The sequence below is a fragment of the Arthrobacter sp. T2-23 genome (assembly GCF_055398325.1).
In genome coordinates, this window is the sequence record NZ_AP027917.1 from 3,346,872 (window position 1) to 3,363,765 (window position 16,894).

Below are 16,894 nucleotides of genomic sequence, written 5' to 3' on the forward strand. Positions count from 1 at the left end.
CAGGGTTGCCGTTGCTTGACGTTACGTCCGGCCCAACGCGGCTGTCCAGCGTTCCGGACCCGCCGCGTGTAGCCTCGCAGCATGGACTTCAAGCGACTGCGGATTCTTCGCGAGCTGGCGGACCGCGGCACTGTTGGGGCCACCGCCGAGGCCCTGCGGGTGACCCCGTCGGCGGTCTCGCAGCAGCTCAAGACCTTGCAGGAGGAACTCGGCGTAGTCCTTGTGGAGAAGTCAGGCAGGGGAGTGCGGCTGACCGAGGCGGGGCTGGCCATGGCGGGCGCGGCGGCGGAGGTGTCCACCGCCATGGCCCGTGCCGAGGCCACCATCGACACGTACCGGCTCGGCTGGCAGACCCGGATTACGGCGGCGTTCTTTCCGAGCGCCGCGGAAATGTTCCTGCCCGGGCTGTTGCACCGGGTGAAGGAGATCGACGGTCTACGCTTCGAAGCACACTTCGAGGATCCCGGCGTTGCCGGCTTCGCCGCCCTGGCCGCCGACTATGACATCGTCCTGGCGCACAGCGTCGACGGGCCCGAAGTGTTCGCCCGCCAGGGCCTCCAGGTGATTCCCCTGCTGGACGAGCCGCTGGACGTGGCCGTACCGGCGGGCCACGCCCTGGCCGGCAAGACGACGCTAAGCGCCGAAGACGTGGTCGGGTTCCCCTGGATGGGGGTGCCCGACGGCTTCCCCTTTGACACCGTGCTGCGCCAGATTGAGACCCAGGCCGATTCCCCGGCCCTGCGGGCGCAGCTGTTCCCGGACCTCCGCGTCCTGGAGGCACTCGTCAGCGCCGGGCACGGGCTCAGTCTGCTCCCGCGCTACACCGCCCTGAAGAACCAGGGCAGAGGGTTCGTGCTCCGCCCGCTCCGCGGCGTCAAGGCCAGCCGAAGCATCGTAGCCCTGGCCCGCCCCGAGGCCGCCGCCCGGACCACCATCCGGCAGGTTCTCGGAATGCTCAAGGCAGAGGCCCGGGCCGTCGCCGAGGCCCCCGAACTGCGTGACGCGGCCCACAGCATCTGAACCTTACTCGGCGCCGCCCGGCCCGAACGTCCACGGAATGAGACAAGCGTCCACCATTCGGGCGAAATATTCCCGGTTTCGCGCTTAATGAGCCATTCCGGCTCGTTGCTGCCCGCGCCGGAGCCCTAGACTTTCACCCATGAGTGAGGACACCCAGACAGCGACAGCAACCACACCGGACATCAAGCCCCGCAGCCGGGTCGTTACCGATGGAATCCACGCGGCGCCCGCGCGCGGCATGTTCCGGGCGGTCGGCATGGGCGACGACGACTTCGCCAAGCCCCAGATCGGCGTGGCGAGCTCGTGGAACGAAATCACTCCCTGCAACCTCTCCCTGAACCGGCTGGCCCAGGGCGCCAAGGAAGGCGTGCACGCCGGCGGCGGGTTCCCGATGCAGTTCGGCACCATCTCCGTATCCGACGGCATCTCCATGGGCCACGAAGGCATGCACTTCTCCCTGGTCTCCCGCGAGGTCATCGCCGACTCCGTCGAAACCGTCATGCAGGCCGAGCGGATCGATGGTTCCGTGCTGCTGGCCGGCTGTGACAAGTCACTCCCTGGCATGCTCATGGCGGCCGCCCGCCTGGACCTCGCGAGCGTCTTCCTCTACGCCGGATCCATCATGCCCGGCTGGGTGAAGCTCGAGGACGGCTCCGAAAAGGAAGTCACCCTCATCGACGCCTTCGAGGCCGTGGGTGCCTGTGCCGCGGGCAAAATGAGCATGGAAGACCTGACCCGGATCGAAAAGGCCATCTGCCCGGGAGAAGGAGCCTGCGGCGGCATGTACACCGCCAACACCATGGCCTGCATCGGCGAAGCGCTGGGCATGTCCCTGCCCGGCTCGGCCGCCCCGCCCTCCGCCGACCGCCGCCGCGATGACTTTGCCCGCAAATCCGGCGAGGCCGTGGTCAACCTGCTGCGCAAGGGCATCACCGCCCGCGACATCATGACCAAAAAGGCTTTCGAGAACGCCATCGCCGTCACCATGGCCTTCGGCGGCTCCACCAATGCGGTCCTGCACCTGCTCGCCATCGCGCGCGAGGCCGAGGTCGAGCTGACGCTGGACGACTTCAACCGGATCGGCGACAAGATCCCGCACCTCGGCGACCTCAAGCCGTTCGGCCGCTACGTCATGACCGACGTCGACAAGATCGGCGGCGTCCCGGTGATCATGCGCGCGCTGCTCGACGCCGGCCTGCTGCACGGCGACTGCCTCACCGTCACCGGCAAGACCGTCGCGGAGAACCTCGAAGCGATCAACCCGCCGGACCTGGACGGCAAGATCCTCCGCGCCATGGACAACCCGATCCACAAGACCGGCGGCATCACGATCCTGCACGGCACGATGGCTCCCGAGGGCGCCGTCGTCAAGAGCGCCGGCTTCGACGCCGACGTCTTCGAGGGCACCGCCCGCGTCTTCGAGCGCGAACAGGGTGCCCTGGACGCGCTGGACCAGGGCCAGATCAAGGCCGGCGACGTCGTCGTCATCCGTTACGAAGGCCCCAAGGGCGGCCCGGGCATGCGGGAGATGCTCGCCATCACCGGTGCCATCAAAGGCGCGGGTCTGGGCAAGGACGTGCTGCTGCTGACCGACGGCCGCTTCTCCGGCGGCACGACGGGCCTCTGCATTGGCCACGTCGCCCCGGAGGCCGTCGACGGCGGCCCCATCGCCTTCGTCAAGGACGGCGACCGGATCCGGGTGGACATCGCGGCCCGCAGCTTCGACCTGCTGGTCGACGAGGCCGAGATGGAGTCCCGCAAGGTGGGCTGGGAGCCGCTCCCGGCCAAGTTCACGAAGGGTGTGCTCGCCAAGTACGCCAAGCTCGTCCACAGCGCCTCCACCGGCGCCTACTGCGGTTGATTCCCTAAGCGTGGGCGACCACGCTTAATAAGGGAGTCTCCTACCCCAAGCGAACGGCGCCCGCGCCGTCCGCTTGGGGTAGGAGACTCCCGCCTGCCGCCGAAGGCGGAAAGGTCACCAGGGGAACCGGGGGACCAAAAAGTGGACGCCGTTGTCCACATCGTGAGACAGGGGGCATCCTCGTTGACACCCGTCTCACGCAGAGGGAAAACTGAACGCATGACCGCATTCGTTACCACCGGCCGCGTTGCATACGAGAGTGCTGCAGGTGTATCCGTCGTCCTTACCAAGCGCGTGGCTCCATAGCCTCCACTGGTAACGAACCGTCACGCGCAAACCCCTCGAAGAGCCGCCAAGGCTGAGGGGTTTTTTTATTACCCGCAGTTCCACGATCACAGAAGATCCACCAAAGGAAGAGTCCGATGAGCAAAGGATCGCCGATCAGCCCCTCGCTGATGGCCACAAAGTCCGCTGGAGCCCACAAGGCTCCGGAACGCATCGAACGACCGGCCGACGCCGGCGTCGAGCATGCTGCTGCCTCTCCCGTCCTTGGGCCGAACAACGTCGTACCCCCGACGGTGATGACCGGCTCGCAAGCAATCGTCCGCGCGCTCGAAGAACTCGGCGTCGAGGACATTTTCGGTTTGCCCGGTGGCGCGATCCTGCCCACCTATGACCCCTTGATGGCCTCCAAAATGAACCACATTCTGGTCCGTCACGAACAGGGAGCCGGCCACGCCGCGCAAGGCTATGCCATGGTCACCGGACGGGTCGGCGTCTGCATCGCCACCTCGGGCCCCGGTGCCACCAACCTCGTTACCGCCATCATGGACGCCCACATGGACTCCGTGCCGATGGTGGCCATCACCGGCCAGGTCTCCAGCGGAGTCATTGGCACCGACGCGTTCCAGGAAGCGGACATCGTCGGCATCACCATGCCGATCACCAAGCACTCCTTCCTGGTGACCGACCCGAACGACATCCCGCACGTCATGGCCGAGGCGTTCCACCTGGCCTCCACCGGCCGCCCGGGCCCCGTCCTCGTCGACGTGGCCAAGGATGCCCAGCAGGGCCACATGACCTTCTCCTGGCCGCCCAAGATCGACCTCCCCGGTTACCGCCCGGTGCTCCGTGGCCACAGCAAGCAGGTCCGTGAGGCGGCCCGGCTGATCGCGGCCGCCAGCAAGCCGGTGCTCTACGTCGGCGGCGGCGTGGTCAAGGCCCACGCGTCTGCCGAGCTGCGTGAACTGGCCGAGCTCTCCGGTGCCCCGGTGGTCACCACGCTGATGGCCCGGGGCGTCTTCCCGGATTCCCACCCGCAGCACGTGGGCATGCCGGGCATGCACGGCGCCGTGTCCGCCGTGACCGCGCTGCAGCAGTCGGATCTGCTGATCACCCTGGGCGCGCGCTTCGATGACCGGGTCACCGGCATCCTGAAGTCCTTCGCCCCGAATGCCAAGGTCATCCACGCTGACATCGACCCGGCGGAGATCTCCAAGAACCGCACCGCCGACGTGCCGATCGTGGGTTCGGTCAAGGAGATCATCCCGGAGCTCAGCGAGGCCCTGCGCCTGCAATTCGAAACCGCCGGAACCCCGGACCTGACCAACTGGTGGGCCTTCCTGAACAACCTCAAGGAGACCTACCCGCTGGGCTGGACCGAACCCGAGGACGGCCTCAGCGCCCCGCAGCGCGTGATCGAACGGATTGGTGCCCTCACCGGGCCGGAGGGCGTCTACGTCGCGGGCGTCGGACAGCACCAGATGTGGGCCTCGCAGTTCATCAAGTACGAACGCCCGCACGCCTGGCTGAACTCCGGCGGCGCCGGCACCATGGGCTACGCCGTTCCGGCCGCCATGGGCGCCAAGGTGGGGGAGCCTGACCGGGTGGTCTGGGCGATCGACGGAGACGGCTGCTTCCAGATGACCAACCAGGAACTGGCAACCTGTGCGATCAACAAGATCCCGATCAAGGTCGCCGTGATCAACAACTCCTCGCTGGGCATGGTGCGCCAGTGGCAGACCCTGTTCTACGAGGGCCGCTACTCCAACACCGACCTCAACACCGGGCACGACACCGTACGGATCCCGGACTTCGTCAAGCTCGCGGACGCCTACGGCTGCGCCGCCTTCCGCTGCGAACGCGACGAGGACATCGACGCCACCATCCAGCAGGCCCTGGCGATCAACGACCGCCCGGTGGTCATCGATTTCGTCGTAAGCCCCAACTCCATGGTGTGGCCGATGGTCCCCGCCGGAGTCAGCAACGACCAGATCCAGGTTGCCCGCAACATGACCCCGGACTGGGAAGAAGAGGACTGAAGATGACCCGCCATACACTTTCCGTTCTGGTCGAAGACAAGCCCGGTGTGCTGACCCGCGTCGCCAGCCTCTTCGCCCGCCGCGCCTTCAACATCAACTCCCTGGCCGTCGGCCCGACCGAGGTTCCGGGCATCTCCCGGATGACGGTCGTCGTCGACGCCGACGGCGAGCTGATCGAACAGGTCACCAAGCAGCTGAACAAGCTGATCAACGTGATCAAGATCGTCGAGCTCACCCCCGAATCCTCCGTACAGCGAGACCACATCCTGGTCAAGGTACGTGCGGATGCCGCAACCCGGCTGCAGGTCACCCAGGCGGCCGACCTGTTCCGCGCTTCCGTGGTCGACGTCTCCACAGAGTCGGTGGTCATCGAGGCCACGGGCCACCCGGACAAACTCACGGCACTGCTTTCGGTGCTGGAACCCTTCGGCGTCCGTGAAATCGTGCAGTCCGGCACCCTGGCCGTCGGCCGCGGGTCCCGCTCCATGAGCGACCGGGCCCTGCGCTCCGCCTAAGCGGCGGACCGGCCCGCAGCAACACAGCAAGCACCAGCCAAATTTCCCCAGCCAACACCTAAAGAATCCATTCAAAGGAGACACCCCAGTGACTGAAATGTTTTACGACGACGACGCCGACCTGTCGATCATCCAGGGCCGCACCGTCGCCGTCATCGGTTACGGCTCCCAGGGCCACGCCCACGCCCTCAGCCTGCGCGATTCCGGTGTTGACGTCCGCGTCGGCCTGAAGGAAGGCTCCAAGTCCCGCGCCAAGGCCGAGGCCGAGGGCCTGCGCGTGCTCAACGTCGCCGACGCCGTCGCCGAAGCCGACCTGATCATGGTCCTCACCCCGGACCAGGTCCAGCGCCACGTCTACGCCGAGGACATCGCCCCGAACCTGCAGTCCGGCGACGCCCTGTTCTTCGGACACGGCTTCAACATCCGCTACGGCTACATCAAGCCGCCGGCCGACGTCGACGTTGCCCTGGTTGCCCCCAAGGGACCGGGCCACATCGTGCGCCGCGAATTCGAAGCCGGCCGCGGCGTGCCGGACCTGATCGCCGTCGAGCAGAACCCGTCCGGCAAGGCCAAGGAACTGGCCCTGTCCTACGCCAAGGCGATCGGCGGCACCCGCGCCGGTGTCATCGAGACCACCTTCACCGAAGAGACCGAAACGGACCTCTTCGGCGAGCAGGCCGTCCTGTGCGGCGGCGCCTCCCAGCTGATCATGTACGGCTTCGAGACCCTCACCGAGGCCGGCTACAAGCCCGAGGTGGCCTACTTCGAGGTGCTGCACGAGCTCAAGCTGATCGTTGACCTGATGGTCGAGGGCGGCATCGCCAAGCAGCGCTGGAGCGTCTCGGACACCGCGGAATACGGCGACTACGTCTCCGGCCCCCGTGTCATCACCCCCGAGGTGAAGGAAAACATGAAGGCCGTCCTGAAGGACATCCAGGACGGCACCTTCGCCAAGCGCTTCATCGACGACCAGGACGCCGGAGCCCCCGAGTTCAAGGCCCTCCGCAAGAAGGGCGAAGACCACCCGATCGAGGCCACCGGCCGCGAACTGCGCAAGCTCTTCTCCTGGATCAAGAACGAAGACGACTACACCGAAGGATCAGTAGCCCGCTAAGGCAACTGGCCGGCAGGGGAGCCGGACACCATTACTGGGGTCCGGCTTCCCTGCGTTGAGCATTACCGAGCATCACCCACGTTTCACCAAAATCCCCACCTGAATTACAAGAGAGCTAAAGAGGTCACCGGTGACAAGCACCAAACCTGTCGTACTCCTCGCTGAGGAACTTTCGCCCGCCACAGTCGAGGCCCTCGGCCCGGACTTTGAAATCCGCCAGACCGACGGCGCCGACCGTTCCCAGCTGCTCTCCGCGATCGCCGACGTCGACGCTATCCTGATCCGCTCCGCCACGCAGGTGGATGCCGAGGCGATCGCCGCCGCGAAGAACCTCAAGGTGATTGCCCGCGCCGGCGTAGGCCTGGACAACGTGGACATCAAGGCCGCCACCCAGGCGGGTGTGATGGTGGTCAACGCCCCGACATCGAACATCGTTTCCGCCGCCGAACTCACCGTCGGCCACATCCTCAGCCTGGCCCGGCACATCCCGCAGGCCTCCGCCGCGCTCAAGGACGGCGAGTGGAAGCGCTCCAAGTACACCGGGACCGAGCTGTTCGAAAAGAAGATCGGCATCATCGGCCTCGGCCGGATCGGCGCCCTCGTCGCGGCCCGGCTGAAGGGGTTCGACACCAAGATCCTCGCGTACGACCCGTACATCACCTCGGCCCGCGCCGCCCAGCTCGGCGTCCAGCTGGTGACCCTGGACGAGCTCCTGGCCCAGTCGGACTTCATCACGATCCACATGCCGAAGACGCCCGAGACCGTCGGCATGCTCGGCGCTGAGGCGTTCAAGAAGATGAAGAGCACCGCCTACGTCGTCAACGTCGCCCGCGGCGGCCTGGTGGACGAGGAAGCCCTCTACGCCGCGCTGGAGTCCGGCGAGATCGCCGGCGCCGGCGTCGACGTCTTCGTCAAGGAGCCCAGCACCGACCTGCCGTTCTTCAAGCTCGACAACGTCGTGGTCACCCCGCACCTGGGCGCCTCCACCGACGAAGCCCAGGAAAAGGCCGGCGTCTCGGTCGCCCGGTCCGTCCGCCAGGCCCTCGCCGGGGAGCTGGTCCCCGACGCCGTGAACGTCGCCGGCGGCGTGATCGCCCCGGACGTGCGCCCCGGCATCCCGCTGATCGAGAAGCTGGGCCGGATCTTCACCGCCATGACCCACGCCTCGCTCACCCAGTTCGACGTCGAGGTGGCCGGCGAGATCTCCTCGCTGGACGTGAAGGTCCTCGAACTGGCTGCCCTCAAGGGCATCTTCGCCGACGTCGTGACCGAGCAGGTCTCCTATGTGAACGCGCCCGTGATCGCCGAGCAGCGCGGCATCAACGTCCGGCTCATCACGACGCCGGACACGGAGTCCTACCGCAACGTCCTGACCCTGCGCGGGGCCTTGAGCGACGGCAGCCAGATCTCCGTCGCCGGCACCCTGACCGGACCCAAGCAGATCCAGAAGCTCGTCGGAATCAACGGCTTCGAGGTCGAAATCCCGATCAGCGAACACCTCGTGGTGGTGGCCTACTCGGACCGCCCGGGTGTGATCGGCACGATCGGCCACATCCTCGGCATGAACAACATCAACATCGCCGGCATGCAGGTGGCCCGGCAGGCGGAAGGCGGCCAGGTGCTCGCGCTCCTGACCATCGACAGTTCCGTGCCGCAGCAGGTGCTGGACGCGATCAAGGCCGGAATCGGCGCCGAAATGGTCCGCGAAGTCGACCTCGAGGACTAAAGCCCCACGTCGGACGCCTGCGGCGGCAACACCGCCGCAGGCGGCCACGAAGAAGCGGCCGGTCTGCGTACAATGGCTAGGTCCGAATTTCGGATTTGGCCGGCAGACCGGCCCTTACTTTTGCACACCCGGCCGGGGACGCCGTTATTTCCGCGCGGAATGAACAGTGGTGTGCGCACGCAATCCAGCTTTCAGGAGCCCAATGAACGCCGTCCAGAGGTTCATCAGAAGCAGAGTGCTTTTGCTGACCGCGTCCATTTTGATCGTGGCCATGTGCCTGTCCGTCCTGGTGCAGGGCCAGTCGCAGGCCGCCCTTAACCGCACCGTCGACCAGAACTCCCGCGGTCTCTATGACGTCCTCGTCCAGGCCAAGGCCGACGACAACGGCGGCCTGATGCAGCCCGAGATCGCCACCGGCCAGGGCGGGGTCAGCTTCGAGCAGCTGGACGCCATCCGCAAGCTTGCCGGCACCTCCGTCGCGGCTCCGATCAGCCTGGTATCCCGCGTCTCGCAGAACCTCGAGGCCCCGCGCCTCGACGCCACCGACTACCTCGGCTACAGCGCCGGCCTTGCCGGCACCGCCGGCGATCCCAGCGCCACCGATCCGTCCAAGTGGCCCGCCGCCGAGTCCGTGCTCAGCGACACCGCCAAGAAGTACCGCCTCACCGCCAGCGCAGTGAGCTCTGACGGTAAGTCCGAGCAGACCCTGTTCAAAACCACCGCCGAAGGAACCCTCGGCAAGGCCAAGCTGGTCGAAGAGCAGGTGGCCGGCGGCAAGAACGTGCGGATCGCCGGCCCGGCCGGAGAGACCGGAATCAAGTTCCCGGCCCCCGCCGGCGGCTCAGAGCACAACCTTTTCAATCTCTCTGTCTCCCTGCCCATGGCGCCGCAGGTGACCGAATCCGTCGTCGCCGTCGACCCGGTTTCGGAGCGCGCGCTCCTGGGCGGCGCCGGGGACTTCCTCGCGCCGCTGGAGAAGGCACCCCCTGCCGATGCCCGCAACGCCGGCGCGATCGGCCGCCACTTCGAGAGCCTGTTCACCAACGGCATCAGCATGGACCAGCTCAAGGAAGGCCCCGACTTCCTCGGCGTCAAGCTCAAGTACTGGGCGCCCCTGATGTCCCAGTACCAGCAGGCCAAGCGGGCCGGGCAGCTGACCGCCGACTCGCAGGCGATTCCGCTGATCGTCCGCTCGGGCACCTCCCTTGACCTGAAGTACTCGGTCAAGATCCAGGAAATCGACGCCGCCGGGAACGTGACGAAGGACGTCGGCACCGCGACCCGGTCGCTGGACAAGGACTACCTGCCGTTCGTTTCCAAGTCGCCGTTCGCCCTCGCCTGGCCCGGCTCCAAGGACTTCTCCCAGCTGATGGGCGACACCGGCAGCTTCGGCCAGGGCCTCTACAACCCCGCGACCTGGAGCACCGACTTCGCCGCCGCCCCCAAGTACAAGGACGGCGAGACCGCCGGCAACGGCGCCGTGGATAAGTCCGCGGTCCCGGGCGACTGGGTCACCGTCAACCGGCTGCCCGAGAAGGGCGCCAACGGCGCCCCCGTCGACCAGACGCAGCGCACGCCCGTCGACGAGCGCGCCTACCGCGAAAACCTCGCGACCGGCAAGAAGCCGGCCACGCCGCTCGCCATGGTCTACGGCACCTTCGACCCGGCCAAGGTCCAGGCGGCCGCCGGTGACGTCAACCGCCTGCCGCTCGGCGGCTACGACCCGACGCCGATGACCCTGAGCAAGGACGCCGCCGGCAACGACGCCGGGCAGACCGCGCTCAAGCCCTCGCTCAGCGGGACCGGACTGGTCAGCCAGTCGGCCGGCGCCATTACCGACTACTACGGCCTGGCCGCCGCCCGCGGCTACGAGAAGAACGCCTCCGTTATCGACGCCGTGCGTGTCCGCGCCAAGGTGGACGGCACCTGGAAGCAGGCGCAGCCAGAGGTTGAAAAGCTCGCCAACCAGATCCGCGACATGGGACTGCAGGCCACCGTCGTCGCCGGCTCCGCCCGCGAAGATGCCAACATCTTCGTGCCCGGCTACTCCAAGGACGACGCCGGCAAGGAATCGCCGCTGGGCACCGTGCAGCAGTCCTGGGTCCGCCAGGACGCCGCCGACGCCGTCTCAGGCTCGCTGACCGGCACCAACCTCACGCTCCTCTTCCTGACCCTGTGCGGTTCCGCGCTGCTCACCGGCGCCTCGACGGTCAGCTACGTCCGCAAACGCCGCCGCGAGGCCGGGACCCTGCGGGCCATGGGCTGGACGCAGCGCAAGATCCGGTCCTGGGTACTGGCAGAATTCGGTGTGGGCGCTGCCCTGCTGGCCGTCGCCGGGATCGCGCTGAGCCTGATCAGCTGGAACCCGGCCACCGCGATCGTCTCCGCCTCGGTCCTGGTCCTGTACTGCGGGGCCGCCTACTTCGCCGCGCAGCAGCTGCGCCACCGCGAGGTCATCGACCAGGAACCGCAGCACGATGAGCGCCTCATCCCCGTCGACTCGCCGCTGACCTTCGCCAGCCGGCAGCTGAGCACGAACAAGTTCAACACCGGCTCGCTGGCCGTCGCCGTCGGCGTCTTCGGTGCCGCCGTGGGCGGGCTCGCAGCGCTTCTGATCGACATCCCGCGGGCCGCCGGCGCCAGTGCCCTGAGCGGCCTGGCCGCGGCCAGCATCGCGCTGCCGAGCATCGTGCTGGGCGTGTCCGGGGTTGCCGTGGGGCTGCTGCTGACCATGGTCACCGGCCGCTTCGAGCTGGGCGCCAAACGCCAGTACCTGGGCACCCTGCAGGCCATGGGCTGGAACCCGGACATGCTGGGCCAGGTCCGCTTCTTCGAAAATGCCATGGTGGGGACCATCGCACTGCCGCTGGGTGTCCTGGGCGCCCTGGGCATCAGCCTGCTCCTCGCCCCCTACGCCGCCCTCTGGGCCGGAATCGCCGGACTCGTAGCGGTACTTTGCTGGATTCCGATTGCAACGAAAGTGGTCCAATGACTAACGAGCTGAACCTGACCAGGGCGGCCCGAAACCGGATGCCGGAGAGCACCGGGAACGGCGGCCACCAGACCCGAGCCAACACGATCGTGAAGGCCGCGGACCACGCCACGCCGCTGGAACTGAGCAACATCACGATCCACTACGGCGGAGGCAAGGGCGGCGCCGAGCCGGTCAACGTCGTCGACGACTTCAACATGACGCTGCATGCCGGCGAAATGCACTGCATCGCCGGCCGCTCCGGCTCGGGCAAAACCAGCATCCTCACCGTCGGCGCGGGGCTGACCTTGCCGACCTCGGGCCGGGTGTTCTGGGAAGGCGACTCGCTCGAGACCATGGGCGACGACGAAATCGCCGACCGCCGCCGCGCACTGATCGGCTACGTCGACCAGGGCGGCGCCCTGATCGACGGCATGAGCGCACTCGAGAACGTGCTGCTCCCGGCCGTGCCCGACGGCGAGGTCGAACAGCGCCGAGACATGGCCAAGGACTTGCTGGACCTCGTCGGCCTGGGCCGCCGCATGCGCCACCGGCCCGCACAGCTCTCCGGCGGCGAACGCCAGCGCGTTGCGATCGCCCGCGCCCTCATCCTCGGCACCCGGGTGCTGGTGGTGGACGAGCCGACCGCGAGCCTGGACCGCACCTCGGCCAACCGCATCATCAGCATCCTCAAGGACACGACGTCGGACGGCATCGCCGTCCTGGTGGCTTCACATGACCACGAACTCGTCCGCCAGAGCGATACCCTGACCGAACTGATCTAGGTTTATACCGTGACCCCTTCCGAAAAAACCCCGTTCTACATCACGACAGCCATCAGCTACCCCAACGGCGTGCCGCACATTGGCCACGCCTACGAGGTCATCGCCACCGACGCGATGGCGCGGTTCAAGCGGCTGGACGGCTACGACGTCTTCTTTATGACCGGCACGGACGAGCACGGCCTGAAGATGCAGCAAACGGCGGAAAAGGAAGGCATTCCGGTCAAGGAACTTGCCGACCGCAACTCGACGGCCTTCCGCCGGATGAGCGACGACCTGGGCATCTCGCTGAGCCGGTTCATCCGCACCACGGACCCGGACCACTACGAGGCCGCCAAGGCGCTGTGGCAGCGGATGGAGGCCAACGGCGACATCTACCTCTCCAAGTACGCCGGCTGGTACTCGGTCCGCGACGAACGCTACTTTGTCGAGGACGAGACCGAGGTCCGCGACGACGGACTCCGCTACGCCTCCGAGACCGGCACCGAGGTGACCTGGACCGAGGAGGAGAGCTACTTCTTCAAGCTCTCCGCGTACCAGGACCGGCTGCTGGCTCTCTACGCGGACCAGCCGGACTTCGGCGCGCCGCACAGCCGGTTCAACGAGGTCATCAGCTTCGTCAAGGGCGGCCTCGAGGACCTTTCGATCAGCCGCACCTCCTTCAACTGGGGCGTCCCGGTGCCGGGCAACCCGGACCACGTGATGTACGTCTGGGTGGACGCGCTGACCAACTACCTGACCGGCGTCGGCTTCCCGGACACGGAGTCGGAGAGCTTCCGGAAGTACTGGCCCGCCGACGTGCACGTGATCGGCAAGGACATCTCGCGGTTCCACGCGGTGTACTGGCCCGCGTTCCTCATGTCGGCCGGCTTGGAGCTGCCCAAACGGGTGATGATCCACGGCCACTTGCACAACCAGGGCGTCAAGATGTCCAAATCGCTGGGCAACGTGGTGGCGCCGGCCGACTGGGTGGCGCAGTACGGGCTGGACCAGGTCCGCTTCTTCCTGCTCCGTGAAGTGCCTTTCGGCGCCGACGGCAACTACAGCCACGACGCAATTGTTGGCCGGATGAACTCCGACCTGGCGAACAACTTCGGCAACCTTGCCCAGCGCTCCTTGTCCATGGTGGCGAAGAACTGCGAAGGCGCCGTCCCCGTTCCCGGTGGATTCTCCGCCGAGGACGCCGCGCTGCTCGGCCAGGCCAAGGGCCTGCTGGGCATCGCCCGCGCAGCATTCGAAAAGCAGGAGTTCAGCCGCGCGCTCGAGGCGATCTGGAACGTCCTCGGCGATACCAACGCCTACTTCGCGGAGCAGGCGCCGTGGGTGCTGCGCAAGACCGACGTCGAACGCATGAACACGGTCCTGTACGTGACCCTCGAGGTGCTCCGGACCGTCGCGATCCTGGCGCAGCCGGTGATGCCGGCGGCTGCCGGAGCCATCCTCGACAGCCTGGGCCAGGCCGAGGGGGCGTCCCGCGAGTTCGCCGCCCTGGAGACCCCGATTGGGGCCGGTACCGCACTGCCAGCACCTTCGCCGGTGTTCCCCAAGTACGAGGAACCCGCGGAAGCCTGACTGTGCCGACGTTTCCCCAGATCTTGCGCGGATTTTGCTGACGCTCCCGGACTTCCGAAGTGAAGGTGCGGGAGCGTCCGTGTTTTCCCGCGTGAGGTGCGGGAGCATCCGTGGCAAGGTGTTCGAATAATGAGACAAATTGACCAGCATGCGGATGGCTTGGCTACGCTGAAATCATGAGCGCATCCACGATTGATCTGGCAGTCATTCCCGGCGACGGCATCGGCCCTGAGGTCACCGCCGAAGCCCTGAAGGTCCTCGAGAAGGCCGCCGCCGCCGAGGGTATCGTGCTGCAGCAGACGCACTACGAGCTCGGCGCAGCGCACTGGCTGGCCACGGGGGAGACCCTGCCCGAGCACACCCTGGCCGACCTCCGCACCCGCGACGCCATCCTGTTCGGCGCGGTGGGCGCCGCCCCCGATGACACCCGCATTCCCTCCGGCATCATCGAACGCGAATTGCTGCTCAAGCTGCGCTTCAGCCTTGACCACTACGTCAACCTGCGCCCCTCCAAGCTGTACGCCGGCGTCGGCAGCCCGCTGGCGAACCCCGGCGAGGTTGACTTCATCGTGGTCCGCGAGGGCACCGAAGGACCCTACGTAGGCAACGGCGGGACGCTGCGCGCGGGAACGCCGCACGAGGTGGCCACCGAGGTTTCGCTGAACACCGCGCACGGCGTGGAGCGCGTGGTCCGGGATGCATTCCGCCGCGCCAACGAGCGCCCGCGCAAGAAACTGACCCTGGTGCACAAGCACAACGTCCTGGTCTTCGCCGGGCACCTCTGGAAGCGCACCGTGGAAGCCGTGGCACAGGAGTTTCCCGAGGTCAGCCACGACTACCTGCACGTCGATGCGGCCACGATCTTCATGGTGACCGATCCGGCGCGCTTCGACGTCATCGTCACCGACAACCTTTTCGGCGACATCCTCACCGACCTCGCCGCAGCCATCACCGGCGGCATCGGCCTAGCCGCCTCGGGCAACATCAACATGGACCGCACCGCGCCGTCGATGTTCGAGCCGGTCCACGGCTCCGCACCGGACATTGCCGGCCAGCAGAAGGCCGACCCGAGCGCAGCAATCCTGTCAGCGGCGCTGCTGCTGGACCACCTGGGCTACGCAGCGGCCGCCCGCAAGATCGAGGCAGCTGTCGCGGCCGACGTCGAGGGCAGGGACGGCAGTTTCCGCAGCACCGCCGCGATCGGCGACGCCATCGCAGCCGCACTCTAGGAAGCATGACCGGGACCGTCCGCCTGGAACGGCGGCGGTAACGCCCCGGGGGGCTGCGGCAACGGGCGTAAGCTTGTTTTCGAATCACCAACATGCTGCCGTGGTCCGAGGATGAACCACGTTCACACACCAGGCAGCCGACCGTGGAGGAACCATGACCCAGACTGCCCATGGCGTCGAATTCACCCAGCGGCTCTCGGCGACCCCGAAGTCCGCGCAAGAGCGTGAAGCCATCCTGGCCAACCCGGGATTCGGCGACTATTTCACCGACCACACCGCCATTGTCGACTACAGCGTCGATGCCGAGGGCAAGGGCGGCTGGCACGACGCGCGGATCGAACCCTACGGTCCCATCATGCTGGATCCGTCTGCGGCAGTCCTGCACTACGGCCAGGAAATCTTCGAAGGCCTCAAGGCCTACCGCCACGCCGACGGCTCGATCTGGACGTTCCGGCCCGAGGCCAACGCGGCGCGCCTGAACAAGTCCGCGCGCCGGCTGGCCCTCCCGGAGCTCCCGGAGGAATACTTCCTGGCAGCCATCCGCGAACTCGTCTCCGTGGACCGTGATTGGGTCCCCTCCGGCGACGGCGAAGCCCTCTACCTGCGCCCCTTCATGATCGCCACCGAGGCGTTCCTGGGGGTCCGTGCAGCCCGCGAGGTCTCCTTCCGCGTTATCGCCTCCCCGGCCGGCAACTACTTCGGCGGCGAGCTGAAGCCGGTGTCGATCTGGATTTCCCGAGAATATGCCCGCGCGGGGCGCGGCGGCACCGGCGCGGCCAAGTGCGGCGGCAACTATGCAGCCTCGCTGATCGCCCAGCAGGAAGCCGAGGCCCACGGCTGCAAGCAGGTCCTGTTCCTGGACCAGTTCAACGACAATGCCGTCGAGGAACTCGGCGGCATGAACGTCTTCTTCGTGATGAAGGACGGCTCGCTGGTCACCCCGGCACTGTCCGGCACCATCCTGGAGGGCGTCACCCGCTCCTCGGTGATCCAGGTGGCCCGCGACATGGGCCGCGAAGTGACCGAGCGCAAGATCACCCTCGACGAGTGGCGCGACGGCGTCGCCGCCGGCGACATCGCCGAGGTCTTCGCCTGCGGCACCGCCGCTGTGATCACCCCGATCGGCGTCCTGAAGGACAACACCGAATTCATCGGTTCCGAGGACGCCACTGCGGGGGAGACCACCATGGCCATCCGCGAACAGCTGCTGGGCATCCAGACCGGCACCGTCGAGGACACCCACGGCTGGCTGACCCGCCTGGCCTAGCCTGCGCCGACCCGCTGCGTTGAGGACGACGGCGGCCCGCACCCCGAGGGTGCGGGCCGCCGTCGTCGCCCGGCTGCGTCATGGTCCGGAAGTCCCTGTTCCGGCAGCACCGCCGGGGCCACACTGGACCCATGACTGGGCTGATACAGGTCTTGGGTGTGGTCTTCGGGGTGGTCCTGATTGCGGTCGGGGTACTCGAGTCCTTCTTCTTCCGCGACCAACGCTTCCACCGCCTCTTTCTGATCAAGCCGGAGGACGTGGCGGCGGTTCGGATGTGGACCTTCAACCTCGGCTTCTACAACATGATCTGGGGCGTTGGAGCGATCGTCGGCGCGCTGCTGCTGTCCGGTTCGCACTCGGATGCGGGCCGTGTGCTGTTGCTGTTCACGGCTGCCGGCCAGGTGATCCTCGGCGTGATCCTGGTCCTATCCGAGCGGCGGCTCTGGGCCAGCGCGATCGCCGAGGCACTGCTGCCTGCAGTGATTGTTGTCCTGTTACTCCTTTGAACGCCGCGCG

The 16,894-nt window shown here is 67.1% G+C and carries 12 protein-coding genes; all 12 read left to right on the forward strand.

Annotated features, from left to right (window positions below; genetic code table 11):
- Positions 1-81: 81 nt before the first annotated feature.
- The 12 genes from ACZ5Z0_RS15635 to ACZ5Z0_RS15690 all read left to right on the forward strand — a co-directional run bounded on the left by ACZ5Z0_RS15635 (position 82) and on the right by ACZ5Z0_RS15690 (position 16,884).
- Positions 82-1,020 carry a LysR family transcriptional regulator gene (locus ACZ5Z0_RS15635; RefSeq protein ID WP_464109209.1) on the forward strand — a complete coding sequence of 313 codons (939 nt, stop codon included), beginning with the start codon at positions 82-84 and terminating at the stop codon, positions 1,018-1,020.
- Between the two features lie 139 nt (positions 1,021-1,159).
- Positions 1,160-2,881 (forward strand): dihydroxy-acid dehydratase, encoded by a 1,722-nt coding sequence (gene ilvD / locus ACZ5Z0_RS15640; RefSeq protein WP_464109210.1) that lies wholly within the window; start codon positions 1,160-1,162, stop codon positions 2,879-2,881.
- A 422-nt stretch (positions 2,882-3,303) separates the two neighbouring features.
- Positions 3,304-5,202, forward strand: a complete 1,899-nt coding sequence (locus ACZ5Z0_RS15645; protein WP_464109211.1) for an acetolactate synthase large subunit — start codon at positions 3,304-3,306, stop codon at positions 5,200-5,202.
- A gap of 2 nt (positions 5,203-5,204) precedes the next feature.
- Positions 5,205-5,717 carry an acetolactate synthase small subunit gene (gene ilvN / locus ACZ5Z0_RS15650; protein WP_138768975.1) on the forward strand — a complete coding sequence of 171 codons (513 nt, stop codon included), beginning with the start codon at positions 5,205-5,207 and terminating at the stop codon, positions 5,715-5,717.
- Between the two features lie 88 nt (positions 5,718-5,805).
- Complete coding sequence (gene ilvC, locus ACZ5Z0_RS15655) at positions 5,806-6,831, forward strand: ketol-acid reductoisomerase (protein WP_138768976.1); 1,026 nt, start codon at positions 5,806-5,808, stop codon at positions 6,829-6,831.
- A 130-nt stretch (positions 6,832-6,961) separates the two neighbouring features.
- On the forward strand, positions 6,962-8,557 hold the full coding sequence (serA, locus tag ACZ5Z0_RS15660; protein ID WP_464109212.1) for a phosphoglycerate dehydrogenase: 1,596 nt from the start codon (positions 6,962-6,964) through the stop codon (positions 8,555-8,557).
- A 202-nt stretch (positions 8,558-8,759) separates the two neighbouring features.
- On the forward strand, positions 8,760-11,549 hold the full coding sequence (locus ACZ5Z0_RS15665) for an ABC transporter permease (RefSeq protein WP_464109213.1): 2,790 nt from the start codon (positions 8,760-8,762) through the stop codon (positions 11,547-11,549).
- The gene (locus ACZ5Z0_RS15670; protein WP_464109214.1) at positions 11,546-12,313 is read left to right on the forward strand and encodes an ABC transporter ATP-binding protein; all 768 of its coding nucleotides are present in this window, start codon (positions 11,546-11,548) and stop codon (positions 12,311-12,313) included. The genes ACZ5Z0_RS15665 and ACZ5Z0_RS15670 overlap by 4 nt, the downstream gene beginning before the upstream one ends.
- A 9-nt stretch (positions 12,314-12,322) precedes the next feature.
- Positions 12,323-13,882, forward strand: a complete 1,560-nt coding sequence (gene metG / locus ACZ5Z0_RS15675) for a methionine--tRNA ligase (RefSeq protein WP_464109215.1) — start codon at positions 12,323-12,325, stop codon at positions 13,880-13,882.
- Positions 13,883-14,058: 176 nt separating this feature from the next.
- Complete coding sequence (locus ACZ5Z0_RS15680) at positions 14,059-15,111, forward strand: 3-isopropylmalate dehydrogenase (RefSeq protein WP_138768982.1); 1,053 nt, start codon at positions 14,059-14,061, stop codon at positions 15,109-15,111.
- 154 nt (positions 15,112-15,265) lie between these two features.
- Complete coding sequence (locus ACZ5Z0_RS15685) at positions 15,266-16,378, forward strand: branched-chain amino acid aminotransferase (protein WP_464109216.1); 1,113 nt, start codon at positions 15,266-15,268, stop codon at positions 16,376-16,378.
- 131 nt (positions 16,379-16,509) lie between these two features.
- Positions 16,510-16,884 (forward strand): DUF1304 family protein, encoded by a 375-nt coding sequence (locus tag ACZ5Z0_RS15690; RefSeq protein ID WP_464109217.1) that lies wholly within the window; start codon positions 16,510-16,512, stop codon positions 16,882-16,884.
- Positions 16,885-16,894 lie beyond the last annotated feature (10 nt).

Bases quoted from the DNA above. Each gene is read 5' to 3' on its own strand.
- ACZ5Z0_RS15670 (WP_464109214.1), top strand. From the start codon at position 11,546: ATGACTAACGAGCTGAACCTGACCAGGGCGGCCCGAAACCGGATGCCG.
- ACZ5Z0_RS15665 (WP_464109213.1), top strand. From the start codon at position 8,760: ATGAACGCCGTCCAGAGGTTCATCAGAAGCAGAGTGCTTTTGCTGACC.
- ACZ5Z0_RS15680 (WP_138768982.1), top strand. From the start codon at position 14,059: ATGAGCGCATCCACGATTGATCTGGCAGTCATTCCCGGCGACGGCATC.
- ilvN (WP_138768975.1), top strand. From the start codon at position 5,205: ATGACCCGCCATACACTTTCCGTTCTGGTCGAAGACAAGCCCGGTGTG.
- ACZ5Z0_RS15635 (WP_464109209.1), top strand. From the start codon at position 82: ATGGACTTCAAGCGACTGCGGATTCTTCGCGAGCTGGCGGACCGCGGC.
- ACZ5Z0_RS15645 (WP_464109211.1), top strand. From the start codon at position 3,304: ATGAGCAAAGGATCGCCGATCAGCCCCTCGCTGATGGCCACAAAGTCC.
- ACZ5Z0_RS15690 (WP_464109217.1), top strand. From the start codon at position 16,510: ATGACTGGGCTGATACAGGTCTTGGGTGTGGTCTTCGGGGTGGTCCTG.
- ACZ5Z0_RS15685 (WP_464109216.1), top strand. From the start codon at position 15,266: ATGACCCAGACTGCCCATGGCGTCGAATTCACCCAGCGGCTCTCGGCG.
- ilvD (WP_464109210.1), top strand. From the start codon at position 1,160: ATGAGTGAGGACACCCAGACAGCGACAGCAACCACACCGGACATCAAG.